28 protein-coding genes are annotated in these 25,484 nt (G+C 63.7%); 24 read left to right on the plus strand and 4 right to left on the minus strand.

The genetic code is table 11. The features are described from left to right. The first annotated feature begins 312 nt into the window (after positions 1-312). The 4 genes from AABF56_RS01960 (at position 313) to AABF56_RS01975 (ending at position 5,621) form a co-directional block, all read left to right on the plus strand. Entirely contained in the window at positions 313-1,404 is a 1,092-nt protein-coding gene (locus AABF56_RS01960; RefSeq protein WP_272804725.1) for an ABC transporter substrate-binding protein, read from the plus strand. A 172-nt stretch (positions 1,405-1,576) separates the two neighbouring features. Continuing rightward, positions 1,577-3,247, plus strand: a complete 1,671-nt coding sequence (locus AABF56_RS01965; RefSeq protein WP_244767696.1) for an ABC transporter permease — start codon at positions 1,577-1,579, stop codon at positions 3,245-3,247. Beyond that, complete coding sequence (locus tag AABF56_RS01970) at positions 3,240-4,328, plus strand: ABC transporter ATP-binding protein (RefSeq protein ID WP_272804726.1); 1,089 nt, start codon at positions 3,240-3,242, stop codon at positions 4,326-4,328. The genes AABF56_RS01965 and AABF56_RS01970 overlap by 8 nt, the downstream gene beginning before the upstream one ends. 33 nt (positions 4,329-4,361) lie before the next feature. Then, positions 4,362-5,621 carry a CaiB/BaiF CoA transferase family protein gene (locus AABF56_RS01975; RefSeq protein WP_272804727.1) on the plus strand — a complete coding sequence of 420 codons (1,260 nt, stop codon included), beginning with the start codon at positions 4,362-4,364 and terminating at the stop codon, positions 5,619-5,621. A 482-nt stretch (positions 5,622-6,103) separates the two neighbouring features. Here AABF56_RS01975 and AABF56_RS37725 read toward each other — a convergent pair whose 3' ends face one another. Continuing rightward, the gene (locus AABF56_RS37725) at positions 6,104-6,247 is read right to left on the minus strand and encodes a hypothetical protein (protein WP_443021088.1); all 144 of its coding nucleotides are present in this window, start codon (positions 6,245-6,247) and stop codon (positions 6,104-6,106) included. A gap of 101 nt (positions 6,248-6,348) precedes the next feature. On the opposite strand from AABF56_RS37725, the gene AABF56_RS37730 reads away from it, so the two are divergent. The 11 genes from AABF56_RS37730 to AABF56_RS02030 all read left to right on the plus strand — a co-directional run bounded on the left by AABF56_RS37730 (position 6,349) and on the right by AABF56_RS02030 (position 16,248). Then, complete coding sequence (locus AABF56_RS37730; RefSeq protein WP_443021089.1) at positions 6,349-6,516, plus strand: hypothetical protein; 168 nt, start codon at positions 6,349-6,351, stop codon at positions 6,514-6,516. A gap of 338 nt (positions 6,517-6,854) precedes the next feature. Beyond that, positions 6,855-7,766: an NAD(P)-dependent oxidoreductase gene (locus AABF56_RS01985; protein WP_263194237.1), complete on the plus strand. Its 912-nt coding sequence runs from the start codon at positions 6,855-6,857 to the stop codon at positions 7,764-7,766. 34 nt (positions 7,767-7,800) lie between these two features. Further along, entirely contained in the window at positions 7,801-8,667 is an 867-nt protein-coding gene (locus AABF56_RS01990; RefSeq protein WP_272804728.1) for a sugar phosphate isomerase/epimerase family protein, read from the plus strand. Between the two features lie 153 nt (positions 8,668-8,820). Continuing rightward, positions 8,821-9,822 (plus strand): Gfo/Idh/MocA family protein, encoded by a 1,002-nt coding sequence (locus AABF56_RS01995; protein ID WP_272804729.1) that lies wholly within the window; start codon positions 8,821-8,823, stop codon positions 9,820-9,822. 41 nt (positions 9,823-9,863) lie between these two features. Further along, on the plus strand, positions 9,864-11,060 hold the full coding sequence (locus AABF56_RS02000; protein WP_244767690.1) for a Gfo/Idh/MocA family protein: 1,197 nt from the start codon (positions 9,864-9,866) through the stop codon (positions 11,058-11,060). Continuing rightward, positions 11,057-11,725, plus strand: coding sequence for an amino acid ABC transporter permease (locus AABF56_RS02005; RefSeq protein ID WP_244767689.1), 669 nt, complete (start codon positions 11,057-11,059; stop codon positions 11,723-11,725). The genes AABF56_RS02000 and AABF56_RS02005 overlap by 4 nt, the downstream gene beginning before the upstream one ends. Positions 11,726-11,730: 5 nt before the next feature. Continuing rightward, positions 11,731-12,390 carry an amino acid ABC transporter permease gene (locus AABF56_RS02010; protein ID WP_272804730.1) on the plus strand — a complete coding sequence of 220 codons (660 nt, stop codon included), beginning with the start codon at positions 11,731-11,733 and terminating at the stop codon, positions 12,388-12,390. 61 nt (positions 12,391-12,451) lie between these two features. Continuing rightward, positions 12,452-13,297, plus strand: coding sequence for a transporter substrate-binding domain-containing protein (locus AABF56_RS02015; RefSeq protein WP_272804731.1), 846 nt, complete (start codon positions 12,452-12,454; stop codon positions 13,295-13,297). Between the two features lie 131 nt (positions 13,298-13,428). After that, on the plus strand, positions 13,429-14,328 hold the full coding sequence (locus AABF56_RS02020) for an NAD-dependent epimerase/dehydratase family protein (protein ID WP_272804732.1): 900 nt from the start codon (positions 13,429-13,431) through the stop codon (positions 14,326-14,328). Between the two features lie 42 nt (positions 14,329-14,370). Continuing rightward, positions 14,371-15,321 (plus strand): ketopantoate reductase family protein, encoded by a 951-nt coding sequence (locus tag AABF56_RS02025; protein ID WP_272804733.1) that lies wholly within the window; start codon positions 14,371-14,373, stop codon positions 15,319-15,321. A 108-nt stretch (positions 15,322-15,429) separates the two neighbouring features. Further along, entirely contained in the window at positions 15,430-16,248 is an 819-nt protein-coding gene (locus tag AABF56_RS02030; RefSeq protein ID WP_272804734.1) for a DMT family transporter, read from the plus strand. A 20-nt stretch (positions 16,249-16,268) separates the two neighbouring features. On the opposite strand, the gene AABF56_RS02035 is transcribed toward AABF56_RS02030, so the two are convergent. After that, positions 16,269-17,075 (minus strand): sugar phosphate isomerase/epimerase family protein, encoded by an 807-nt coding sequence (locus tag AABF56_RS02035; RefSeq protein ID WP_272804735.1) that lies wholly within the window; start codon positions 17,073-17,075, stop codon positions 16,269-16,271. Positions 17,076-17,182: 107 nt separating this feature from the next. On the opposite strand from AABF56_RS02035, the gene AABF56_RS02040 reads away from it, so the two are divergent. Continuing rightward, positions 17,183-17,956, plus strand: coding sequence for an SDR family NAD(P)-dependent oxidoreductase (locus tag AABF56_RS02040; protein ID WP_244767682.1), 774 nt, complete (start codon positions 17,183-17,185; stop codon positions 17,954-17,956). 9 nt (positions 17,957-17,965) lie between these two features. On the opposite strand, the gene AABF56_RS02045 is transcribed toward AABF56_RS02040, so the two are convergent. After that, a complete protein-coding gene (locus tag AABF56_RS02045; RefSeq protein WP_244767681.1) occupies positions 17,966-18,748 on the minus strand; it encodes an IclR family transcriptional regulator in 783 nt (260 codons plus the stop codon). A gap of 61 nt (positions 18,749-18,809) precedes the next feature. Further along, a complete protein-coding gene (locus tag AABF56_RS02050; RefSeq protein ID WP_244767680.1) occupies positions 18,810-19,853 on the minus strand; it encodes a LacI family DNA-binding transcriptional regulator in 1,044 nt (347 codons plus the stop codon). Positions 19,854-20,295: 442 nt separating this feature from the next. Between AABF56_RS02050 and AABF56_RS02055 the strand changes: the two genes are divergently transcribed. The 8 genes from AABF56_RS02055 to AABF56_RS02090 all read left to right on the plus strand — a co-directional run bounded on the left by AABF56_RS02055 (position 20,296) and on the right by AABF56_RS02090 (position 25,477). Then, positions 20,296-21,015, plus strand: coding sequence for an amino acid ABC transporter ATP-binding protein (locus AABF56_RS02055; RefSeq protein ID WP_244768099.1), 720 nt, complete (start codon positions 20,296-20,298; stop codon positions 21,013-21,015). A gap of 81 nt (positions 21,016-21,096) precedes the next feature. Next, positions 21,097-21,753 carry a nuclear transport factor 2 family protein gene (locus tag AABF56_RS02060; protein WP_272804736.1) on the plus strand — a complete coding sequence of 219 codons (657 nt, stop codon included), beginning with the start codon at positions 21,097-21,099 and terminating at the stop codon, positions 21,751-21,753. A 61-nt stretch (positions 21,754-21,814) separates the two neighbouring features. Beyond that, a complete protein-coding gene (locus tag AABF56_RS02065; RefSeq protein ID WP_272804737.1) occupies positions 21,815-22,681 on the plus strand; it encodes a sugar phosphate isomerase/epimerase family protein in 867 nt (288 codons plus the stop codon). Continuing rightward, positions 22,678-23,151 (plus strand): type II 3-dehydroquinate dehydratase, encoded by a 474-nt coding sequence (gene aroQ, locus AABF56_RS02070; protein WP_244767678.1) that lies wholly within the window; start codon positions 22,678-22,680, stop codon positions 23,149-23,151. The genes AABF56_RS02065 and aroQ overlap by 4 nt, the downstream gene beginning before the upstream one ends. Beyond that, positions 23,148-23,909, plus strand: coding sequence for a sulfite exporter TauE/SafE family protein (locus AABF56_RS02075; RefSeq protein ID WP_272804738.1), 762 nt, complete (start codon positions 23,148-23,150; stop codon positions 23,907-23,909). Before aroQ ends, AABF56_RS02075 begins: the two co-directional genes overlap by 4 nt. 47 nt (positions 23,910-23,956) lie before the next feature. Next, positions 23,957-24,211 (plus strand): MurR/RpiR family transcriptional regulator, encoded by a 255-nt coding sequence (locus AABF56_RS02080; RefSeq protein WP_244767676.1) that lies wholly within the window; start codon positions 23,957-23,959, stop codon positions 24,209-24,211. 59 nt (positions 24,212-24,270) lie between these two features. Beyond that, positions 24,271-24,543 (plus strand): hypothetical protein, encoded by a 273-nt coding sequence (locus AABF56_RS02085; RefSeq protein WP_272804739.1) that lies wholly within the window; start codon positions 24,271-24,273, stop codon positions 24,541-24,543. A 52-nt stretch (positions 24,544-24,595) separates the two neighbouring features. Beyond that, positions 24,596-25,477, plus strand: coding sequence for an intradiol ring-cleavage dioxygenase (locus AABF56_RS02090; protein ID WP_272804740.1), 882 nt, complete (start codon positions 24,596-24,598; stop codon positions 25,475-25,477). Positions 25,478-25,484 lie beyond the last annotated feature (7 nt).

Raw genomic sequence — 25,484 nt, forward strand, 5'->3', positions numbered from 1 at the left:
TCATAACGCCAGGGTATGGCCGCGCCTGTCCCGGCTCCGCTCCCCCGATCCTGCGGCGGGCGGCGCTATCCTGCGAGAGGTCATAACGCCTAGCTATGACCGCGCCGCGATTATCGCATTTGCTGCCTATTTGCTCATCCCATACGGTCATCCGGTGGCGAAGCGACCGTGCCGGACTGCCCGTCTGTGTTTGTGTCTTCTGCGAACTGAAGGCACGATGCGCGCAGAAGACGGACGTATGCGGAGGGACGCCGTTCAAAGCACAGGCAGGTCGCTCGGTCCGGCACATAGAACATTTTCTGGGAGGAATATATGAAGTGGTATTCGGCAATGATCGCGACGGGTCTGGCTCTCATGCCGGCCTCCGCGTTTTCGGCATTTCCCGACTATTATCCGCCAGACTATCAGGCCATCGTCGATGCGGCGACCGCCGAGGGTAAGGTCGTCCTCTACGCGCCGCTGAGCACGACGACGCTGCGTCCGCTCATCGAGGGCTTCCAGGCGGAGTATCCGGGTATTACGGTGGAGCTCAACGACCTCAACACCGTGGTCATTTACAATCGCTTCATCAGCGAGGCCGCCGGCGGGGCGCAATCGGCGGACGTGCTCTGGAGCTCGGCGCTGGATCTCCAGGCCAAGCTCGTCACGGACGGCCACTCGCTGGATTATGCGTCTCCCGAAAGCGCGCATCTTCCCGACTGGGCCGTCTGGCAGGGCAAGGGCGCATACGGGACGACATTCGAACCGATGATCTTCGCCTACAACAAGGATGCGCTGAAGCCTGAGCAGGTGCCGCAGACGCATGCCGACATCGCCCGGCTGATCACCGAGAACCTCGATACGTTCAGCGGGCGCATCGCCTCCTACAATATCGAGACGGCCGGTCTCGGCTTTTTCGCCATCACGCAGGACAGCAAGATCTTTCCCGAATTCTGGACGCTCGCAAGGGCGCTCGGCGCGGCGTCCTCCCGGTTCTATTCCAGCACCGGCGAAATGATCGAGAGCATCGCTTCGGGCGAGAACGTGTTCGGCTACAATCAGCCGAGCCATGCGTCATCCTACGGCCGCGACAATCCGAGCCTCGGCATCGTCTTCCCGCAGGATTATCTCGTCATCGCGTCCCGAATGGCCTTCGTCACCGCCAAGGCGCAGAATCCCAATGCCGGAAAGCTCTTCCTCGACTACATGCTCTCGCAGCGCGGTCAGCAGATCATCGACGGGATGGGATTCCACTCGCTCCGCGACGACGTGACCGGACCGATGACCCGGGAAGACCTGACCAAGGCCTATGGCGACCGGCTGAAGCCGCCGGTCATGGGTCCGGGATTGCTGGAATTTCTCGACCAGGACAAGCGGCTCGAATTCCTCAACACCTGGAAGAGCTCGCTGAGCGCGGGCCAGTGAGGATCCGGCGCGCCGCATGAGACCTCACATTCATGCGGATGGAACCAGTCCCGTCCCGGTATCGCCGGAACGGGACCTCGGCGATGTGCCGACCGCTGGCGTTCGGAATGCCGCTTTCAAGACGCGCGCAGGACAAAAGGTCTTCGGCGCAGCATAAACAGGGAAATTTTTCATGGTAATGAACCCATCGCGGGCGGTGGTCATCCTGGTGACGGCAGGCGCTGTCTGTCTGCCCCTTGGAATTCTCTTCTACCAGAGTGTTCTGTCCGGCCCGTTCTTCCATGCGGATTCGCATTTCACGCTCGACGCCTTCGGCTTCGTCCTGAGGGATCCGGAGTTCTGGGTTGCCTTGCGGAACTCGCTGCTCGTGGCGACGGGCATGCTGGTCGTGGCCCTGCCGCTGGGCGCCTTGCTGGCGCTCCTCGTCGCTCGCACCGACATACCGGGACGCGGCGTTCTGGAGCCGCTCATCCTCGTGCCTATTCTCGTGTCCCCCGTGGTTCTCGCGCTCGGCTACGTCGTCGCGGCCGGCCCGGTGGGCTTTTACACCGTCTGGTCGAAGCAGCTCTTCGGCGTCGCGCCTTGGAACATCTATTCGCCGGTCGCCATTGCCGTGATCGGCGGGCTGAGCCATGTTCCCTACGTCTTCCTGTATGTCTCGACCGCCCTCAAGGGCGTGGGCTCGGATGTCGAGGAGGCCGCGCGGACCACCGGCGCCGGCCCGTTGCGGGTCGCCCTCGACGTCAACCTGCCTCTCGTGGCACCGGCCCTGATGTTCAGCGCAGTGCTGGTCTTCTTTGCCGGCGTGGAGATGTTCGGCCTCGCCCTCGTTCTGGGCAACTCGAACAATTTCAGCATGCTCGCGGTCTATCTCTATAAGCTGACCACCCGCCTCGGCGTCCCCGCCTATCACCTCATGGCGACGGTCGCCGTGCTGATCGTCCTCCTGACCTTCCCGCTGGTGATGCTGCAGCGACATTATCTTAAGGTGGCGGACAAGTTCGTGACGGTGCGGGGCAAGGCGGCGCGCCAGAGGCCGCTCACGCTTGGCGCCTGGCGTTATCCCGCCCTGATGCTGGCGCTCGCCTGGCTTGCCGTGACCGTCATCGTGCCGATCTCCGGCATCACGCTGCGCGCCTTCGTCACGTATTGGGGGCCGAACGTCAATCTCTTCGACGTGCTGACGCTGGACCAGTTCCGCTTCGTCTTCAGCGAGCCCGTGCTGGTTCGCGGCATTCGCAACAGCGTGCTCATTGGCGTGGTCGGCGGCGGCCTTGCCGTCGCTTGTTATGCAGCGATCGCCTTTGCCGCGCACCGGCGCAATGACGAGTGGACCCATCTAATGGATTATCTGATCCTGGTTCCGCGCGCCATTCCGGGGCTTCTCGCTGGCCTTGCCTTCCTGTGGGTGTTCCTGTTCATCAGCCCCCTGGCACCGCTTCGCGCGACGCTTTTCAGCATCTGGCTGGCCTATACGGTGGTCTGGCTTCCCTATGGTGCGCGTCTGGTTTCGAGTTCGCTGGTCCAGGTCGGCAAGGAGTTGGAGGAGGCGGCGGTCAGCATCGGCGCGACCCGCCGGCGGGCGATGTTCGACGTGACCCTGCCCCTCATCCGTGTGGGGCTGCTGACGAGCTGGCTTCTCGTGTTCCTGATGTTCGAACGGGAATACTCGACCGGCGTCTATCTGCTCACATCCGGCACCGAGGTGATCGGCGCACTTCTTGTCACGCTTTCGGAGACGGGCTCGATGAACCAGGTGGCGGCGCTCGCCGTCATCAATCTCGTCCTGATCGGCATCGGCGTGATTACTGCATTCCGTTTTGGAGTTCGCTTGCATGGGTAATCTGGTTATCAGAGATCTTCACGTCAGCTTCGGCGCATTCAAGATATTGAAGGGCGTCTCGCTTGAGGTGGGGCGCGGGGAGGTCGTGGTCCTGCTCGGTCCTTCGGGAAGCGGCAAGACTACGCTGCTGCGGGCGATCGCCGGCCTTGAAGCCCCGCAGCTCGGCTCCATCCGGATCGACGAGAAAGTCCTGTTCCAGGGCGATCGCCGGCTCGATGTTCCCGCGGAGAAACGCGACCTCGGCCTGGTTTTCCAGTCTTATGCCCTCTGGCCGCATCGCAGTGTGTTCGACAATGTCGCCTACGGTCTGAAGCTGCGCGGGGTGGACAAGCTGGAGATAGCGACGCGCACTCATGACGCGCTCAAGGAACTCGGCCTTTCCGGCCTTGCCGAACGTTTCCCGCACCAGCTTTCCGGCGGCCAGCAGCAGCGGGTCGCGATCGCGCGCGCGCTCGTTTACAAGCCGCCGGTTCTCCTCCTCGACGAGCCGCTGTCCAACCTCGACGCCAAGCTCAGGGACGAAGCCAAGGCGTGGCTGCGCAGCCTGATCGTCGATCTGCAGCTGTCGGCGGTCATGGTGACCCACGACCAGGCGGAGGCCATGGCGCTCGCCGACCGGATCATCCTGCTGTCCGACGGGAACGTGGTGCAGGAGGATACGCCGGTCGGCATATACAACAATCCCGCCAACATCTTTTCCGCGGAGTTCTTCGGCACGAACAACCGGATCCTCGGTACGGTCGTCGAAATCCTGGAAGGCGGGCGCACCCGTATTCGCTGCGAGGCCTCCGATATCGAGCTGGTCGGCGAGACGCGCGGAAATTACCGTGTCGGAAGTGCCGTCGTGGCGGTCGTCCGCGCCGAACGCATTCAGGTCGCCGGCGCCGGTAGCGGCCCCAACCGGTTCCCGCTTCCCCTCGCTCATTCCATGTTCGGCGGCAGCCGGTGGGAGCATTTCTTCCGGTTCGGACCCTCGCTGCTGCGTGTCTACGGCGAACGGCAGATTTCCGGCGAGGATCACTGGCTGGAAATACAGCCGGAACACCTCTGGATCTTTGATGCCCCCGAGGCCGCTAGCTAGGCGGGTGCGGCCGCCCGGACCAACGAAGAGACCATGACGCAAGACATACTGCGCAGACAGAAGGAAATGAAAATGTCGGACCAATCTCAGTCCCCGGCAGACGCCGATGCGGCGACGGTGGATTTGCCACTCTCGGGCATCAGGGTTCTGGAGTTTTGTCATACGATCATGGGGCCGTCCTGCGGACTGGTCCTGGCTGACCTCGGGGCCGAAGTCATCAAGGTCGAGCCTGCGCCCCTGGGAGACCGGACGCGAAACCTGAAAGGGTTCGTCGCGGGCACCTTCGCCTATTTCAACAGGAACAAGAAATCCATCGGCATCGATCTCAAGTCGGAAGAGGGGCGTGCTTTCGCGCACGCGATGATCCGCGATGCCGATGTCCTTGTCGAGAACTATGCTCCGGGCACGGCCGAGCGCATCGGACTGGGCTATGAGGAGGTCTCGAAACTGAATCCCCGCCTGATCTACTGCACGCTCAAGGGCTTCCTGCCCGGCCCCTACGAGACCCGCCCCGCTCTCGACGAGGTTGTCCAGTATATGGCCGGCTTGGCCTATATGACCGGCGAGCCCGGAAAACCCATGCGTGCGGGCGCTTCGATCGTCGATATCCTCGGTGGCGTCTTCGGCGCAATGGCCATTCTCACCGCCCTCAGGCAACGCGACAGGACCGGTCTCGGCGCGAAGGTCGGAAGCGCCCTGTTCGAAACCGCCGCGTTCCTGGTGGGCCAGCATATGGCGGGCGAGGCGGCGACCGGCATACCGGCCAAGCCCATGCCCGTGCGCGGCCGATCGTGGGCCATCTACGAGACGTTTCGCACTGGAGACGATGAAATCGTCTTTGTCGGCATAACAAGCGACCGGCATTGGGCGGCATTCTGCAAGGCGTTCGGCCAGGAGGCGCTTCTCACCGATCCCCGTTATACGACAAATGAAAAGCGCCTTACCGAGCACGGGGCGTTGCAGGCCATCATCGCGGGGATCGCCGCCGGATACAGCCGGCAGGCCTTCATGGACATTCTGGTCGCCAATGCCATTCCCGCCGCACCGGTTGCCACGCCCGGCGACCTCTTCGAAGATCCGCACCTGAACGCCAACAACTGGCTGGTGGAGACTAGCCTGGTGCGCGGCGGCACTGCGAAGCTTCCTAGATTGCCGATGTTCGTCGATGAGCTGGCCTTTGGCATACGCATGCAGCCGCCGACTCTCGGAGAGCACACGCATGAACTTGCAACGCGTCATGGTCTCAGTGACGAGGATGTCAAGAGGCTGCTTGGGGCGCAAATACTCGCATAGCCGAGGGATGGAAAGGCGGTCGATCCTCGGAAAGCATGCTTTGTCATCGTCCACAGCAGGAGTTCTGAAGATCGAGGACTCTGAACTGGTAGCGCTCATCGAGGACATCCAATACGAATTGCCCCGTTAACTTGTGGAGTACTGCCTGAGAAGGCGATATCCCTATCCGTCCTTACTGTGGGCGCTCACTGACCTGCTGATCGCCGTGATGCTGAAATGGCACCGTCCCGTGCGGTTCCTGATGGCGGAACGCCACGGCTCTGTGCCGCGGGCGACCCTCGTTACGCGGGCCGTCTGCCTCGCCATGGACGAAGGGGCAGGAGCGGCCATTGAAAAATTGCTCGAGGAGGATGCCATGCCGGCTTCGGCGCACGGCATCGCCTCCCGCCGGGAGTGTGACGCGGCTCTTCGAGCGGCCCTACGAAAACGTCTTTTTGTCGGTGGCTGGCAGCACCAAAGCCGACCGGTCTATGCCTGTACCATCAGAGCGTCGCAGGATCCGATGCGCCGCCCGGCGACGGGCTGTCCGACTTCGGGGCCACGGTGCTGATGACCGTCGCGTACTTCCAGCCGACCACCCGCAGCGACACGTCGAAGAATTTCGGCAAGGAGGTCAGCCGCGACATGATCGCTAGCCTTTGCAACGCCAACGTTCTCGTCTCCGGCCCGCGCAGCCCGACGCCTGGCGCTCCTACATACACCTATGTCCCGACGAAGCATCTTCCTTTTGGCCTTCTCCCTGCAGACGCTGGGCGGCCTGCCCGACATTGAGACGCTGGAGGACGCGGGCTTGCTGAGCCGCAAGGGTGTGGAAGAAGCCTTGGCGGCGGCCGAGGGCGAGGAAGAATGGACCGTGACCAGGGGTGCAGCTGGCTTTCACATCGCGCGCCTTTAAGAGCGCATCGGTTCAACGAAACAGTGCCGGAAATGTCTTCAGAACGCATAATCACCTCTTCGTTCCGCTGTCGTGAGAATGATGGGTTTGCCCATCACTACCGCATCAGAGAAACATCAGAATGGTCCGATTGCCTCTTTGGGATGTTCATTGGCCTTGCGGGTGCTCGCCTAGTAGCCGACGTGGTGGATGGAGCGGTTGCGCGGCAAGTCAAGGAGCACGGAAAGCACAGAACATCATATGATGTTGATCGATTTAAAACAGAAACATCATATGATGTTGACTTGAGGTAGCATCATATGTAGTGATGTCGATAGATCGCATCAGAAGATGCCATCATGCGACGGGAGGAGGTCGGGATGAAGAAAGTCGGCGTGATCGGTCTTGGCGACATGGGAAGTGGTCTCGCGCGCAACCTTGTCAAAGCCGGCTTTGAAACCGCAGGGTTCGACCTTAGGGAAGATCGGCTGGCAGCACTGTCGGAGATGGGCGGCAGGCCTGCGGCCAGTCCCGCGACGGTGGCGAAGACATCGGACGCCGTCTTCGTAATGGTCCTCAACGGTCAGCAGGCGAAGGACGTGGTGTTCGGCGCGGATGGCCTCGTCAGCGGTTTCAAACCGGGATCGACCGTAATCCTCACCGCGACCATCAAGCCGTCCGAGGCGCGGGAGATCGCCGACGGTCTCAAGAAACACGACATCCACCTCATCGATGCACCGGTCAGCGGCGGCTATCCGGGCGCGCAGGCCGGCACGTTGACGATGATGGCCGCGGGCGCGCCGGAGGTGCTGGACGTGCATCAGCCCATTCTGGAAGCGGTGGGCGAAAAGATCTTCCGGGTCGGCGCGAACGCGGGCGATGGGCAGACGGTCAAGGCATGCCTGCAGGCGCTGATCGGTTCGATCTTCACGGCGACCTTCGAGGCCGCGGTGCTCGGCGCGAAATCCGGCATTTCCGGCCAGGTCCTCTACGACGTATTCAGCGCTTCGGGGGCGGGCAACAACATCACCCGCAACGCCTACGGCAAGATCCTCGACCGGGCTTTTGTCGGCACGGGCAGCCATATCGGCACGATGTACAAGGACCTGACGATCACCATGGATCATGCCCGGGAGTTCGGCGTGCCGATGTTCACCACGGCCGCCGCCATGCAGCTCTTCCAGTCGGGCATCACGCGCTTTCCCGGCGAAGACAACTGGGCCGTGACGAAGATCCTCGAGGAGATCGTCGGCGCGACGGTCACCCGCTAGCCAACAGACGAAAGACACCGGAGCAAACATCACCATGGCCAAACTGGGCGTTATCACCGACGGCATCAGCCGGGATCCCGAATATGCGTTGCGGATCGCGGCGGAGGCGGGGCTCGACTATGCGGAATTCCAATATGTCTGGGACAAGGAGATCGGCGATCTCGACGCCGGCGAAATCCGGCGGCTGAAGGAACTGGTGGAGCGGAACGGCCTCAAGGTGTCGTGCATCTCGCGGCACATCTTTTCCGGCAACGTGACCATGGCGACCAAGACCAGCGATCCGGTCTATCAGCAGAATCTCGACGCGCTGAAGCGCTGCATCGCAACGGCGAAGGAGCTTGGCTCGCCACTGGTGCGCATCTTCAGCGGCCGCAAGGAGACGATCCTGTTCGGGCGCAACGGCGCCGACCATTGGAACGTCGCCAAAGGCGCCTGGGATGCCCTGTGCCCGCTGATCGAGCCGGCCGTGCGCCTGGCGGAGGAGGAACGTATGATGCTGGTCGTCGAGACCGGCAACGGCACGATGATCAACTCCTGCTGGACGGCGCGAAAACTGCTCGACGAGATCAACAGCGATTATCTCAAGGTGCTGTGGGATCCGGCCAACAATTGCTGGGCGCATGAGCGCGCCTATCCGGACGGCTACGAGCTCATCCGCGGCAAGTATCTCGGCCATATCCATATCAAGGATATTTTTGTGGATACGCCCAAGGCCACGCTCGAAGTGCGTAATATCGGCGAAGGCCTTCTGGCCGACCAGTTCTGGCCGATGGCCAAGGCGCTGAAGGCGGACGGCTATGACGGCGTGATCTCCTACGAAAGCGTCTACCGCCCGGACGGCGGTACGTTCGAGGATGGTTTTCACGCGGCCATCGGGCGGTTCAAGACGATTTTCGGCTGATGGCGCGCTACGCTGAAAAGCTGTCGCAGGATGCAAATACTGTCCGGGGCTCCGCAGGAGGGGGCCACGGACGGCGACCGGGTTTCGGGGAGGAGGCTCGATGAGAACAGCATGTGCCCATCTTTGCGGCGGCCTCGGCGAGGAGGTCGCGTCATGATGCGTATCGCCCTTTTCGGCGCGGGACGGATCGGCGAGGTTCACGCGCGCAACATCGCGGCGAACCTGCGGTGCAGGCTCGCCTTCGTCGTCGATCCCGATGCGGATGCGGCGGCGCGGCTCGCCGATCGTTATGGCGGACAGCCTGTGGCGGCCGACACTGCGATGGCCGCCGGCCAGACCGACGCTTTCATCGTCGCGAGCAGTACGAACACCCACGCCGCGCTCCTCAATGCGCTCGCGCCGCTGGGAAAGCCGATCCTCTGCGAAAAGCCCGTCAGCCTCGATTTCGCCGAGGCGGAGGCCTGCGCGCAAAGGCTGGACGCCGCGGACGCGCGCTGCATGATGGGATTTCACCGGCGCTACGATCCGGGTTTTGCGGAGGTCCGCAGGAGGGTGCAGTCGGGAGAGGCCGGCAGGATCTTCCAGCTGTGCATCGCCTCGCGCTCCTGGGCGCCGCCGCCGCCCGACTATATCCGGCAGTCCGGCGGCCTGTTCCGGGATCAGACAATCCATGATTTCGACGTGGCCCGGTTCCTTCTCGGCGAGCCGATCGCCAGCGTCTACGCCGTCGGCGGCTGCATGATCGACGAGCGGATCGGGGCGCTTGGCGATATCGATTCGGCCATGGTGACGCTTACCGCGGCCTCCGGCGCGCTGGTGTGCATCTGCAACGGGCGCTTCGCCGCCTTCGGCTACGACCAGCGGGTGGAGGTGTTCGGGACGAAGGCGACCTATGTCGTGGGGAACGTTTCCGCCGACACTGTCGCTTGCGGTACGGCGGACGGTTGGCTTTCGGCCCGGCCCAAGGCGACCTTCGCCGAGCGTTACCGCGAGGCGTACGAGCGCGAACTCGACCGCTTCGTCGACTTCGCCGAGGGCGACGAAGCGGACATCGCCACGCACCATGACGGACTGGCGGCGCAGGCGCTTGCCGAAGCCGCCCTGAATTCATTGCAGACGCGCACGCCCGTGGAGGTTTTCGCCAGAGCGGGGTGACGCTTGGCAGGCAGAGCTGCATCACGAGGGAGGACCAGTTGATGCTGAATGCGACGGTGGAAATGATCGGCCGACGGCTGCGGGTAGGGCTCGTCGGGGGAGGCGAAGGTTCGCTCATCGGGGCGACGCACCGCATCGCGATGCGCCTCGACGACCGCTACGAGATCATCGCGGGCGTGCTCTCCAGCAACGGCGAGAAGGCCGTGGAACTGGGCCGCAAGCTCGGGATCGCCAGACCCTATGCCAGTCTTTCGGATATGCTGAATGCCGAGCGCGAGCGGCAGGACCCGATCGACGTCGTCGCGATCATGACGCCGAACGACAGCCATGTCTCATCGGCGATCGCCGCGCTGGACGCCGGCTTTCACGTCATCTGCGACAAGCCGGTGGCCAACACGCTGGACGACGCGCTGGCGCTGGCGCAGAAGGTGCGCGAGAGCGGCCGCCGCTTCATGGTGACCTACAACTACACCGGTTATCCGATGGTGCGCCAGGCGCGGGCGATGATCGCCGCTGGCGTGATCGGCGCGCCGCATCTCGTCGAGGTCAGATACGCTCAGGGCAATCTCAGCAGTCTGGTCGAGCACCAGCCCGACCTTCCCGTGCAGTTGCAATGGCGGCTGGATCCGGCTCGCGGCGGGGCGGAGAACCTTCTGCTCGACATCGGCACCCATGCGCATCACCTGGCGACCTATGTCACCGGCCGACCGTTCGAGACGGTGTTCGCCGATATGGGGCCTGCGCTCAAGGGCCGCCGGTTCGACGATACCGCCGTCATCCTCGGCCGGCTCGCCGGGGACCTCCGCGTCTCGCTCTCCCTCACCAAGGCCGCGACCGGCGCGCCGCAGGTCTTCGGGATCGAGGTCTATGGCGAGAAGGGCGGCCTGCAATGGGAGCAGGGCCTGCCCAATGTGCTGCGCCACACCCGGCAGGGCAAGCCGCTGGAGGTTTATGGGCGCGCCACGGAGGGTCTCCTGCCGCTCGCCAGCCACTCCATCCATTCGCCCCCGCATCATCCCGAGGGATTCCGCGAGGCCTTTTCGAGCATTTACAGCGATTTTGCTGATGTGCTCGCCGCCGAGATCGCCGGTGTCGCGCCGCCGGCGGTCAGCCTGCATTATCCCGGCATTCAGGACGGCGTCGACGGCCTCGCCTGGGTCGAGGCCTGCGCCCGGTCTCGAAAGGAAGGCGGCTGGGCGCCGCTTGCGAAGAACCCGATCGCGGAGGCCGGGCCGTGACCTATCAGTTCGATTTCGGCGTCGTCCTCCGCAACTACCCGATCCTCCTGGAAGGGACCTGGCTCACCATCCGCCTCTCCATCACGGCGATGGTGCTCGGCCTCCTCATCGCGCTCGCGATGGTTCTGGCGCGGCGCTCACGCTTCTGGGGAGTTTCGGCGATCTCGCTCGCCTATGTCGAAATCGTCCGCAACACACCCTTCCTCGTGCAGATATTCCTGCTGTATTTCGGTCTGCCGACGCTCGGCATCCGCATGTCGCCCAATACGGCGGCGGTGATCGCGCTCTCCATCAATGTCGGGGCATATGCGACGGAAATCATCCGGGGTGGTGTTGAATCGATCAGCAAGGGCCAGATCGAGGCGGGGCTCGCTATTGGCCTGCGTCCGTTACAGGTATTCCGCTATGTGATCTTCAAGCCGGCGATGCGGGCGATCTATCCGGCCCTCACGAGCCAGTTCATCCTCATCATGCTCACGTCGAGCGTCGTCGCCTCCATTTCGGCGAATGAGCTGACCTATGTCGCGCAGTCATTGGAGACGATGACCTTCAGAAGTTTCGAAATCTATTTCGTCGTCACGATCGTCTATCTCATCCTGACATTTCTCTTATCGCGAATATTCGACTTTCTGTACGGCTATTTGTTTTCTTATCCGACGAGGTAGGGACAATGCTTACTGTTCGTGACTTTGGTTTCAATGAATTCCTTTTCCTGCTGACCGGCCTGTGGTGGACGATCGGCCTCTCGCTGGTGGCCTTCGCCGGGGGGGTGCCGGGCGGCCTCGCCATCGCGCTGGCGCGGGTGGCGAACGGGCCGCTCCGCCGATACTTCGCCAAGGGCGTCATCGAGCTATTCCAGGGCACCCCGCTCCTGATGCAGCTCTTTCTCGTTTATTTCGGCCTCGGCCTGCTCGGCTTCGAGCTCAGCCCCTGGACGGCTGCCGCCATCGCCTTCACGCTGCATGCGAGCGCCTTTCTCGGCGAAATCTGGCGCGGCTGCATCGAGGCCGTGCCGAAGGGCCAGACGGAGGCGGCGACCGCGCTGGCGCTCTCCTACTGGACGCGCATGCGCTACGTCATCCTGCCCCAGGCATTCCGCATTTCGCTTCCTGCGACGGTCGGCTTCTTCGTGCAGCTCATCAAGGGTACGTCGCTGGCGGCAATCATCGGCTTTACGGAACTCGCCCGCGCCGGGCAGATCATCTCGAACGCCACCTGGCAGCCGCTGCTGGTCTACACGGTCGTCGGGGCGATCTACTTTGCCCTGTGCTGGCCCCTGTCCCGTTACAGCAAGCATCTGGAAAGCAAATATGCGCTCGCAGACCGGTGATGCGTTCATGAAGGAAATAAACCTATTCGAACGTCAAAAATAACCAAGTGGAGGAGTGAAAATGTTTTGCAATCTCTTGAAGTACCTGCAGCGTCCCCTCGTGAAACTGGGCATAGCGGCCATCGCGCTTGCCTGCCTCATGCCGGGCCTTTCGCCGACCGAAGCCTCGGCCGGCACGCTTGAGGACATCGCAGCCCGGGGAAAGCTGATCGTCGGCATCCAGGCGGAAAACCCGCCATGGGGCTTCATTGACGAGAAGGGCGAGAACGCCGGCTATGACGCCGACGTCGCGCGGCTGATGGGCGAGGCGCTCAAGGTGCCGGTCGAGTTCGTGCGCGTCACGACGCCGAACCGGATCGCGCAGCTTCAGACCGGGCGCGTCGATGTGTTGATCGCCGTTCTCGGCATGTATCCCGACCGCGCGGAGGTCGTGCAGTTCTCTAAGCCCTATTCGACACTGCGCAACATCGTGATCGCGCCGAAATCCATGGAGATCAAGGACTTTCCCGATCTTGCGGGCATGAATGTCGGCGTCTGCCGCGGCTGCAACCAGGACAAGATCCTGACGGAGAACGTACCGTCCGACACAACGATGCAGCGCTTCGACGACGATGCGGCGACCGCGCAGGCACTGCTCTCCGGACAGGTCACGGTGATAGGTGGGAACAACACCTATATTGCCAACATCAACAAGGTGAAGCCGGACAACGACTATGAACAGAAGTTCGTGCTCACCACCCAATGGACCGGCATGGGCCTACGCAAGGGCGATCCGGAATTCCTCGCCTGGACCAATGATTTCATCGACGGGATCATCAAGGACGGCCGACTGAACGAGGTCAGCCAGCGCTGGCTACAGGAGGACCTGCCGGAATTCCCGGCCAAGCTCGACGGCATTCCGTTCTGATCCGAGCCGCATGGAAGAAGGAAGCCGCCGGAGGACGCCCGCGGAATGCGGGGCCGGTCCGGCGGCTCCAACCCGAACGTAACGCCCGCGACATGTCGCATATGCGGCGCGGCGGAGGGAGTGCTGCCTCAATGCGCGTCTTGATCACAGGAGCCGGAGGGTTCATCGGGGCATGGGCGATCCGTCGTTTCATCGCGGCCGACGTCGCCGTGCGCGCCTTCGACATCCGCTCGGACCGGCGCATCCCCGACGAGGTCGACGTGGCCGCCGCCGACGCAGTGGAATGGACGCGCGGCGACATCACGGACGCCGCGGCGGTCGAAAAGGCCGCCAGGGGATGCGCGGCGATCGTCCATCTCGCCGGTCTTCAGACGCCGGCCTGCATGGCCGACCCGGTCGCCGGTGCCATGGTCAACGTCATCGGCACGCTGAACGTCTTCAGGGCCGCCCTTTCGACGGAAGCCGGCTTCGTCGTCTACGCCAGCAGCGCGGCGGTGTTCGGCCCCGACAACGGCCACACGCCATTTCCCGTGACCCACTACGGCACCTACAAACTGGCCAACGAGGGAAATGCCCGCGCCTTCTTCCGGGAAGAGGGGCTTTCCAGCATCGGGCTGCGGCCCTTCACGGTCTACGGCCCCGGCCGGGACACGGGCCTTTCCGCCGGCTTCACGCTTGCCTGCCGGGCGGCGGCGGAGCGGCGTCCCTACGTGATCGGGCTGACGGGCGCATCCGACATGCTCTTCGTCGACGACGTCGCGGCGGCGATCGAGACGGCCGTGGCGACGCGGCCGAAGGGCGCTTCCGCCTTCAGCCTCATCGGCGAGACGGCCAGCGTGGAGGATTTCATCCGCGAGATCGGGCGACATGTTCCGGATGCGCAGATCCGCGCCGAGGGACCGCCCATCTCGACCTATTTCGAACTCACCCCCGACCGGATCGAGACGGTCCTTCCGGGGCTTCCCCGAACGCCGCTCGAAGCCGGCGTGCGGCGCACGATCAATCACTATCGCCGCCGCGTTGGCCGCTAACCGGCGTTTCACGGCGTTTTCTAGGATGTGGAAAGGACAGACATGAAAATCGGGATCATTGGCGCGGGCGCGATGGGCAGCATCGTCGGCGCGCGGCTGGCGAAGGCCGGCATCGACGTGACGTTGTTCGACACCTGGCGCGAGCACGCCGACGCCATCCGCACGAACGGGCTGACCATCGAGATGGACGACGGTCCGTTCACCGTCACGCTTCCCATCCACGACCGGCCGGCGCCCGACATGCGGTTCGACATCGTCGTGACGCTGGTGAAGTCGCATTCGACGCGCGCGGCCGCGATGATCGCCCGGGAGCATCTGGCTAAGGGCGGGGCCGTCATCTCTTTCCAGAACGGGCTGGGCAACGAGGAGGTGATCGCCGAGGTGATCGGGCCGGAACGCACGCTCGGAGGAACGCTCTATTTCGGCGGCAACGTCATCGGCCCGGCGCATGTGAAACATTCCAACCCGCATGCCGGCATCGCCGTCGGCGGGCTCACGCCCGAGGGGCAGGGGCCAGCCCGGCACCTGGCGGAAGCGTTGCGGGCGGCGGATTTCGAATGCCGGGTCGAGGACGACGTCATGGCCGTGAAATGGCAGAAAGCATTGCTCAATGTCGGCACCAACCCCTTCGCGACGATCCTCAACCTGCCGAACCGCGCGGCCGGCGACATTCCCGGAATCCGCCAGGCGATGATCGCCTGCTGCGCCGAGGCGATCGCCGTGGCGAAGGCCAAGGGCGTACGGCTGCCGGGCGGCGACGATCCGCACGACTATGTGCGCCAGGGCACCGACGTCCACAATTACGAGCACAAGTCCTCCATGTGCATCGACCTTGCCGCCGGCCGGAAGACGGAGGTCGACTTCATGAACGGGGCGATCTCGGCCTTCGGCGCGCAATACGGTGTCCCGACCCCGCTTAACACCACGGTGACGGCCGCCATTCATCGCGTCGAGCAGGAAAAGCGGGAGACCGCCGCGGGCGTGTCAGGGTAGGCCGCCGCCTGCTCGTTCCACCGTCTCCCTCGCAGCCGTCCGCCGGGCAAGACCATGACAATCGCACAGCCTGCAGCCGTTCCTCAAAGCCTGATCCGGGCGAGCGCCATGATTCTCGCCGCGGTCAGCTTCTTCGCCGTCGGTGACGCCTTCTCGAAGGTCGTTGCGGAACGGTCCGGCCCGGTAATGGCGCTCTGGGGGCGGGCCCTGTTCTTCGTCGTCTTCGTCGTGCCCTATTTCTGGTCGCGGCGCCTGCCGGAAACGTTCCTCGGCCCGAATGCCCGCCTGCTGGCGGTCCGTTCGCTGCTGCCGCTCGTCAGCGGCATGACCGTCATCATCGCCTTCATGTATCTTCCCCTGGGTCAGGTCACGGCGATCATCTACATCTCGCCGGTCATCAGCGTCGCGCTGGCGCGGATCTTCCTCGGAGAGCCGGTCGATCTCTATCGATGGCTCGCTGTCGTGATCGGCTTTGTCGGCGTGCTTCTCGTCACGCAGCCTGGTACGGACGCGTTCGACTGGGTGATGCTGTTGCCGCTGCTCGGCGGTGTCGGCCTGTCCTTCAATCATGTCATCACGCGGCACCTGTCGACGCGCATCCCGCTGAGCGCGGCCATCGTGCACATGGCGATCACCGGGCTTGTCGTCTGCACCGTCCTCTTGCCTGTCTATTGGCGGCCGCTGGATGCGCAGGGCTGGCTGCTGGTGGCGGCCACGGGCTTGGCGCAGGCCGTCGGCCAAGTGCTGTTCCTCGCCGCCTTCGCCCGAGCGCCGGCCTCGCGTGTCGCGCCCTTCACCTATGCGCAACTCGTTGTCGCGGCGATCTGCGGCTTTGTCGCCTTCGGAGAGGTGCTGTCGTCTATCACCGTCGCCGGCGCCGGGCTGATCACGGCGGCCGGGCTCCTGACCCTGGCGCGGCGGCGATGAGCGCCGCGCCCGATCCTGTGTCAGGGCCTGCTGGCGGCTTCCAGCACGCCGCGCGCCGCCTGGAACATCCGCCGTGCCCGGCCGAGCGGATCGACGGGGCGGACGTCTCCGGCGAGCGGCGCCTCGACGCCGATCATCGTGCCCTTCGGCAGGGCCTCGATCATCGCGACGAGCGGGAACTCACCGTCTCCGGGGAGCAGCCTTCCATTGCGCGCCTCAAATGGCAGGTCGTCCGGCCAGGGCGCGCTCAGCGTCCCGTCGCAGAGCTGGAACGATCCGATAGCGTCCGGCGCAAGCGTGCGCAGCGAGGCCGGCGTGCCGCCCGAGCGGACGAGATGCAGGGCGTCCGGCAGGATGCAGCCCGAACCGGCGCGCCGGAGGATGTCGATGGCGTCTTCGAGGCTCTTCACCGGGCGAAACGGCATGAACTCCAGATCGACGACGACGCCGAAGGCGGCCGCGTCTTCGCTGAGCGCGGCGAAGACCTCCGAGAGCGCGGCGAAATCGCTGTCGTTCCCGGCCACCGTCAGGCGCTTCGCGCCGAGTTCGGCGCCGGTCTCCAGGGTCGCAACATAGTCGTCGCGTGTCATTCCGGCGTCGAGGGCGAGCGTCTCGACATAGGCGACGGCGATGCCGAGCGCTTCGGCCCGCCCGCGAACCGCCCGCATTCCCTCGGAGCCCGGCCGGATTTCGTAGACTGGCGCACCCTTGGCGGCGGCGCGCACGCGCAGGCTGACGCCGGAAAATCCCGCGGCGGCGGCGGTCTCCAGGAAAGCGAGCGGTTCGAGATCGATCAGGCTTTGATGGGCGAGATAGAGCGGCGTCATTCGGTCGGTCCGTCCGTTGGAGGAAATCGTCTTGCAAAAGATATGTGCCTATATATAAACTTGTTTCTCAAATAGAACAATCCAAAACCTCGGAAGTGGATGTTGCGATGTCGAATCTGGCGCAGTGGTTTTCTCTGGAAGGTAAGGTCGCCCTGGTGACGGGGTCTGCCCGCGGGCTCGGCTGGGCGATGGCGCAGGCGCTCGCCGAGGCCGGCGCGCATATCATCATCAACGACATCAACGAAAGTGCTCTGGAAAAGAGCGCACGCGACCTTTCGGCCAGGGGGCTGCAGGTCTCGACGGCCCGGTTCGACGTCACTAACGAGAAGGAGGTTAACGACGTGCTGGCGGACGTGACGGTGCGGACGGGTTCGGTGGACATTCTCATCAACAGCGCAGGCGTCCAGAACCGCAAGTACTTCATCGACTACGACCTCGACGAAATCCGCAAGCTGATGGAGATCCACTATTTCGGCTCCGCCAACGTCACGCGCGCGGTCATTCCCGGCATGCAGGCGAAGAAGGACGGCCGCCTGATTTTCGTCAGCTCCCTTTCGCTGAAATCGATGCGGGTTCCCATGGCGCCCTATGCGGCGGCGAAAGGCGCGCTGACGGCCCTGATGAACGCATTGGCGATGGAACTCGGCCCCTGGGGGATCACCAGCAATGCGATCGCGCCTGGATTCTTCATCACGGAGATGTCGCGGAAACTGGTGGAGGACAAGGAGTTCAAGTCATATATCGACAGCCGCATCGCCCTGAAGCGCTGGGGCGATCCGAAGGACCTCCAGGCTGCCGTGGTCTTCCTCGCCGGGCCGGGCGCGAGCTACTACACCGGCCAGGTGATCGAAATGAACGGCGGCATCCTGACGACGGTCTGACGCCGCCTGTCAGATCCAGCCACATTGATGGCGGATGTCCGCTACCGCCTTCTCCAGCACGGCGAGGCAGCGGTCGCGCGCGGCGTCCTCGAAGCGGGCGATGGGCATGGCGATGTTGAGCGAGGCGAGGGGGAAGCCCGACGCGCTGAGAACGGGGCGGGCGACGCCGGCGATGCCGATCGTGAACTCCTCCACGACCTGCGCATAACCCTTCGCCCTGACATCCGCCAGTTCGGCCTCCAGCGCCGGGATGGTGGTGATCGTGTTGGGGGTAATCGGCTCGAGCACGACGCGGCTGAGATAATCACGTCGCATCTCTTCGGGCAGATGGGCGAGGAGCGCCTTGCCGCCTGACGTGGCGTAGAGCGGCGCGGAATCGCCGGACTGCATGTGGTAGAGCAGGCGGCGTGGGCTCGTCACGGCGGCGACGACCTCCGAGCGGTCGCCCTTGATGAAGTTGAGCGCGCAGGATTCCTGCGTCTCGCCGGTGATCCACGAGAGAACGGGCGCTGCCACCGAAACGAGGTCGGTGCTGTCGCCGACGCGCCTGGCGAGGTCGGCGATCGCCGGGCCGAGCTCGTAGCCTTTGCTGGCGGGCTGGTAGATCAGGTAGCCGCGCCGGACGAGGGTCTTCAGGAGCTGCGTCAGGCTGCTTTTCGGGATGTCCAGCTCCCGGGCGATTTCCGTATGGGTCTTGTCGCCCCAGCGCCCGAGATATTCGAAAAGATCGAGCACGCGCATCGCCGATTTGACGGCGCCCGATTCCTGAAGCTCTGCCTTGTCACTGGTCATGCTTCCTCGTAGGCGCTGCCGCCGGCTTCGGCAAGGGGCCAGCCGTCGGGACGCGCCGGCCTCAATGCTTGACCATGTAGTCGCGCAGCATGTCCAGGTTCAGGTGGTTCGAGATGTTTTCGCGGGTGACGATGGAGATCGAGACCTCGCCGCGCAGGCTGCGCGGCTTGTCGGCGCCCGAGACCAGGAATTGCAGGGCCTTTTCGGCGATCGCCGTCATGTCCTGGTGGATGACCACCTCCATGCGGCGCTGGAGCAGGAAGTCGCGGGTGTTGGCCGTGAGATTGTGGCCAATGACGAAACTCGACGAGCCGCCGGCGTGCCGCTTCAGGGCGTTGATCGCCCCGATAATGCCGGCGCCGACGCAATAGACGCCGGCAAGCTTCGGGTCCCGCTTCAGCACCTCCGAAAGCCGTTCATAGGCTTCCTCGGTGTCGTCCTGCGTACAGGTGACGTCGAGGATTTCGAGGTTCGGGAAATCGGTCCGGAGTGCGCTGCGAAAGCCGAATTCGCGCTCGTCATGCGCCCGGTAGAGATGCCCGCCCCAGAGGACGGCGATCGGCCCGGCGCCGCGGGTCAGGAGCCCCATGAGATAACCCGCCGTGCGCCCGGCGGCGCGGTTGTCGAGGCCGACATAGCTCACACCCATGCTCGACAGGTCCGACACAACGGTCACCAGCGGAATGTTCCGGTTCGCCATCTGCGAGACGGTGTCGCGAACGGTCGGGTCCTCCAGCGCCTGGAAGGCGACGCCGCTCGTGCCCTGTTCGGCGCAGGCCTGCAGCGCCCGGCAAAGGCTCTGCGGGTTGAGGCGCTCGACGAAGGTCACGCGATGCTGCACCTTGCATAGGTCCGCATGGTAGCGGAAGGCGGCGGCGAGATATTCCGTGGAAAGGCCGGCATTGCGGGGCAGGATGATGTCGTAGACGCCGAGGTCGCTGCGCTCTTCCGGGCCGTTCTCGGCCAGCTTCTGAATGGCGTCGCGCACGAGATCGACGGCCTTGGCGCTGACGCCCGGCCGACTGTTCAGCACGCGGTCGACGGTCGCCGAGCTCAGGCCCGAAACCCGGGCAATGTCCTGTATCCTTGGGCGTGTTGAGACCATGAATCCTCTTCCTTTGCTCATTCCATAGCGCATGCCGCCGTTCTTGCAAAGACGGGGCGATCGCCTCAAATGAGGGTGCGCCGCCACCTGATGATTTGATGCCACACCCATTCGAAGGGCGAGGCAAACGTGCATGACGCACACCGTTGCGCGCGCCATTCTTTCTCATGGCCCATCATTTTAGTGCCATATGAGGCATCAAGACTTAATCAATGATACATCATTTGATGTTGACAGAAAACGGAACTTTGTTACGTTGCCGCTCGGGTGGAAGAGCATGGCGCCGCGGGCCGTTCAAGCGACGGGAAGGTGCGAAACGCCGGGGTCGGCCCTGCGTTACGCGGGGCTTTGGCTGCGGCGAAGCCGCATGCGGCGCGAGAAACCGGGAGGATACATGACGACGAACAGGGATCTCGCCGCGACGGACGGCGTCTTCATCGAGATGCGCGACCTGAACAAGTGGTTCGGCGTGTTCCACGCCCTGAAGGATGTGAGCCTCACCGTCGGCAAGGGCGAGAAGATCGTCATCTGCGGCCCGTCGGGATCCGGCAAGTCGACGCTCATCCGCTGCATCAACGGCCTCGAACCCTTCCAGAAGGGACGCGTGCTGGTGGACGGCATCAATCTCGATGACGGCAAGGCGGTCGAGGCCGTGCGGCGCGAGGTCGGCATGGTCTTTCAGAGCTTCAACCTCTTCCCGCACATGACGGTGCTGGAGAACTGCACGCTCGCCCCCCGGCGCGTGCGCGGAATCGCCCAGGGCGAAGCGGAAAAGACGGCGCGGCAGCTTCTCGAAAGGGTGCGCATCCTGGAACAGGCCGAAAAATATCCCGCCCAGCTTTCCGGCGGCCAGCAGCAGCGCGTCGCGATCGCCCGCGCGCTGTGCATGGAGCCCAAGGTCATGCTGTTCGACGAGCCGACCAGCGCGCTCGATCCGGAAATGGTCAAGGAGGTGCTGGACACCATGATCAGCCTTGCCCGCGACGGCATGACGATGATCTGCGTCACCCACGAAATGGGCTTTGCCCGGCAGGTCGCCGACCGCGTGGTGTTCATGGCCGACGGCATGGTTATCGAAGAGGCACCGCCGGAGACGTTTTTCCAGTCGCCGCAGCATCCGCGCGCCAAAGCCTTTCTCGGAGAGATTCTCGCGCATCATTAGGTGGCCGCAACCTGCTGCTTGCCCAATTAGCATAGTTCATATATAAAACTAAGTTCATTATGAAGAACAAATGGAGCAAAGATGACCGAGACCGCGCGAGCCGGCAGCACCCTGTCATCCACGGCGCTGGAGGTGGCGCTCCGGGATCGCCTTGAGATAAGGGACCTCTTGGAAAACTGGGTGGTCTGGCGCGATGCGGGCCATTGGGAGCGTTTCCGCTCAGTCTGGCACGCGGACGGCCGGATGATGGCGACCTGGTTCCAGGGCAGCGCCGACGAGTTTATCCGTGTCAGCAAGGAAGGCTGGGAGAAGGGCGTCAGCATCCTGCATTTCCTCGGCGGAACCTCGATCGATCTTTCCGGCGACCGAGCGATCGCCCAGACGAAGATGACGATCTCCCAGCGCGGCCGGATCGGCGACATCGTCTGCGACGTGGTGTGCACCGGCCGGTTCTACGACTTCCTGGAAAAGCGGCGCGGTGCCTGGGGCCTCGTTCTGCGCCAGCCGATCTATGAAAAGGACACAGTCTCGCCGGTCAATCCGTCGGCGACGCTGGTGCTGGACAAGGCGTTGCTCGAGCGCTTCCCCCAGGGCTATCGCCATCTCGCCTACATGCAGACCGGCATCGGCTACAAGGTCAAGGAGGACATGCCGGGCGTGAAAGGCCCGCAGGTCGAGGCGCTCTATGCGCGCGGCGCCGCCTGGCTGGCGCGAACCGCATTGGACGGCGCGCCATGAGCGGCCGGCAGAAACGCCGCTCCGTGCGTCGAGCGCTGCGACTACCAGGAGTGCTGCGACCATGACGCGCTCACCCCACGGCAATCCGGCTTTTCTATCACTGGCCCATCTGACGCTGATCGACGCGGACCCGCTGACCCTCGTCGACGCGGCCGCAGCCGGCCGGTTCGACGCCATCGGCCTTCGCATCGTTCCGCCCATGCCGACCGACCGGATCGTGCCTGTCATCGGCGACGAGGTGTTGATCCGCGACATCGAGCGCCGGCTGGACGCGACCGGGATCCGCGTTTTCGATATCGAAGCCGTCTGGCTGACGCCGGAGACCGATGTCGTGCGTCTCAGGCCGGCGCTGGAGCTTGGCGCGCGCCTTGGAGCGAACCATCTCCTCGTCGTCGGCAATGATCCGGAGGCGGGCAGACTCAGGGACAATTTCGCGGGACTGTGCGATCTCGCGGCAGGCTTCGGGATCGGTGTGGCGCTGGAGATGATGTCCTATGTCGCGCTGAACACGCTTCCGAAAGCGTTCCGCCTGCTCGACGAGGTCCGTCGCCCCAATGCGCGCCTCCTGATCGACGCGCTCCATCTCATGCGTTCGGGCGGAAAGCCCGCGGATCTCGTAGGGCTTTCCCCGGCGCTCTTTCCCTATGTCCATCTGTGCGACGCGGCTGCGGCCCGGCCGCCGGATCTGGAGCGCCTGCGCTATGAGGGCCGCGGCGGGCGCTTTTATCCAGGCGAGGGAGAACTGCCACTGGTGGACCTGATGCACGCGCTGCCGGCCGATATCGCGGTTGCGGTCGAAGCGCCGTGCGCGGCCTATGCCGGGCTGTCGCCGCTGGAGAGGGCGCGCATCTGCGGGGCGGCGACGCGCGCCTTGCTCAACGCGGCGCAGGCCGCGCGAACGGCCGCCCAATGGGGGAAACGGGAATGAGCGGCGATTGCAAGGTGCTGGTCCTGAATGGTCCGAACCTCAACATGCTCGGAACGCGGCAGCCGGAAATCTATGGCCATTCGACGCTGGCCGACCTGGAACGGCTGGCGAAGACGGCGGCGGAGCCCTTGGGCCTCGTCATCGATTTCCGCCAGTCCAACAGCGAGACCGAGCTCATTACCTGGGTTCAGGAGGCGCGCGCCGACATGGCCGGCATCGTTATCAATGCGGGCGCCTACACCCACACTTCGGTCGCGATCATGGACGCGCTGCTCGCCTTTCCCGGGCCGGTGCTCGAGCTGCACCTTTCCAACAATTTCCGGCGCGAGGCCTTTCGCCATACATCCTACGTCTCGCTCGCCGCCAAGGGCATCATCGAGGGATTCGGCGCCGATGGATATGAGCTCGCCGTCCACGCCATGGCGAAGCTGCTGCGCGGCGCGGCGACGGAGGGCAGGAAGAACGGATGACCGAGATGACGTCCCTCGTCATCGTCACGGCGACGGTCGCGGCCTTCCTCGTTGGGCTCTCCAAGGGGGGCCTCGCCTCGGTCGGCATGCTCGCGGTTCCGCTGATGGCGCTGGTGATGTCGCCCGTCACGGCGGCAGCACTTCTGCTTCCCATCTACGTCATCAGCGACATGGTCGGCCTCTACCTCTACCGCGGCGATTTCTCCGGCCGGAACCTCGCCATCCTCATGCCCGCGGCGGTCTTCGGCGTCTGTCTCGGATGGGCCTTCAGCGCGCACCTGCCGAGCCTCTTCATCGGCATGCTGGTTGGGCTGGTTGGGCTGCTCGGCTGCTTCAACGCCTGGGTCGGCGCGCGCTTTCGCAAGACCGTGCGGCGGGCCGACGTGCCCGCGGGCCTCTTCTGGGGAACGCTCGCAGGCCTGACGAGCTTCGTCTCGCATTCGGGCGCGCCGCCCTTCCAGATCTACGTGCTGCCGCAGCGTCTCGACAAGGTGACGTTCGCCGGCACCTCGACCATCCTCTTCGCCGCGATCAACGCGGCGAAGATCGCCCCCTACTGGGAATTGCGGCTGTTTTCGCGCTTCGATGCGACCGTGGCGTTATGGCTCCTGCCGAGCGCGATCGCCGGCACCTTCGCAGGCGCGAAGCTGACGCGCGTCATCCCGGAAAAGCTGTTCTACCTGGTCATCCAGATCGCCCTTCTGGTTCTGTCCCTGAAACTGATCGCCGATTACGTCGTCACGCTTTTCCCGACGTGAAGACGGCAAATTCCAATGCGCGGTATCCATTGCAAAGGAGGTGGATTATGCCCTTTCCCCCGGCCGATATCGGCGAACTCAAGCGCACGATCGTCAAACGGCAGCTTTCCTTGCCGCGGAGGGTTCGTGTGGTGCTGCGCACGGCGCTTGAAGAGCCTTACCTGGTGGCTTTCGGCACAGCCGGTTCGCTGGCGCAAGCCTGCTGCGTCGGCGAGACGACGGTGCTTCGAACCTCAAAATGCCTGGGCTTCGCCAGTTACACGCAATTCAGGGGGCTTTTCCGTACCCATCTGCAGGCCTGAAGCGGGCGAGCAAGTCGTCGGCCCCGCGGACCGGAAGGCCCATATCGCTGCCAATCGCGATGAAAGCTGCCCATCTCGATATAGCACCGTGCAGCGGCCTCCGCCGTCGCGAAGATGCCGACGGGCATATTCGCATCGCGCACCTTGTCGAAGATGTCCTTGATTTCGCGCTGCACGTCTTCGTGCGCGAGATTTCCGAGATGCCAGAGCGCCACCGCAAGGCTGGAGGGCTGATGAAGATGCCGTCGACCGATGCCATGGGCTCCAGGTTACGAACGCCTGCCACGCTTCCGATCTGTACCAGCAGGCAAATGTCGCCTCTTGCGGTTTGAAGAGAACCACTGTCACGGCAAAAGTCGGAAATCAACTAGAGAGGAGTATGCAATGACCACTCGACCTTCTGAGGGTTCTACCTCCGCTAGGTATTTTACCGAGGACAATTCCGTGGAAGCAGTGAACGGCCGGATGGGGGCTGAAACCGACGCTCGCTTCGCGGTCGTGATGTCTAGCCTCGTCAAGCACCTGCACGCTTTTGCTCGCGAGATTGAGTTAACACAGGACGAATGGGAGATCGGCATCGAGTTTCTGACACGAACCGGTCAGATCTGCAGCCAAGAACGACAGGAATTCATTCTCCTTTCTGACACGCTCGGATTCTCGATGCTCGTCGACGCGATCAATAATCGTCGTCCTGAGGGCGCAACCGAGAACACTGTCTTTGGTCCGTTTCACGTCGAAGGCGCGCCGGTCCGTTCCATGGGCGACAGCATCTGTCTTGATGGTAAAGGCGAGACATGCCTGTTTATAGGTCGGGTCATCGACCTCGGTGGAAATCCGATTGAAGGTGCGCGGATCGATGTATGGTCGGACAATGCCGAGGGTTACTACGATGTTCAACAGCCGGACGTGCAACCCAAGTGGAACAACCGCGGAGTTTTCGTTACAGGAGCTGATGGGCACTACAGCTTTGTCGGTATAAAGCCGGTTTCCTATCCGATCCCCGATGATGGCCCCGTCGGTACGATGTTAGACAATCTCGGCCGCCATCCATTTCGTCCAGCCCATATGCATTACATGGTCAGGGCTGACGGCTTTCAGAAATTGGTGACGCACACATTCGTTGGGGATGATCCTTATCTGGAATCTGACACCGTCTTTGGTGTGAAGAAAACCCTCGTTGCGCCCTTCGAAAAGGTGACGGACGGTTCCACTCAGTGGAGGTCCGACTACGACTTCGTTCTCGTCCGCCCTGACCAGACCCGATAGGAGGCAC

The organism is Shinella sp. WSC3-e (genome assembly GCF_945994535.1).
Taxonomy (GTDB): domain Bacteria; phylum Pseudomonadota; class Alphaproteobacteria; order Rhizobiales; family Rhizobiaceae; genus Shinella; species Shinella yambaruensis.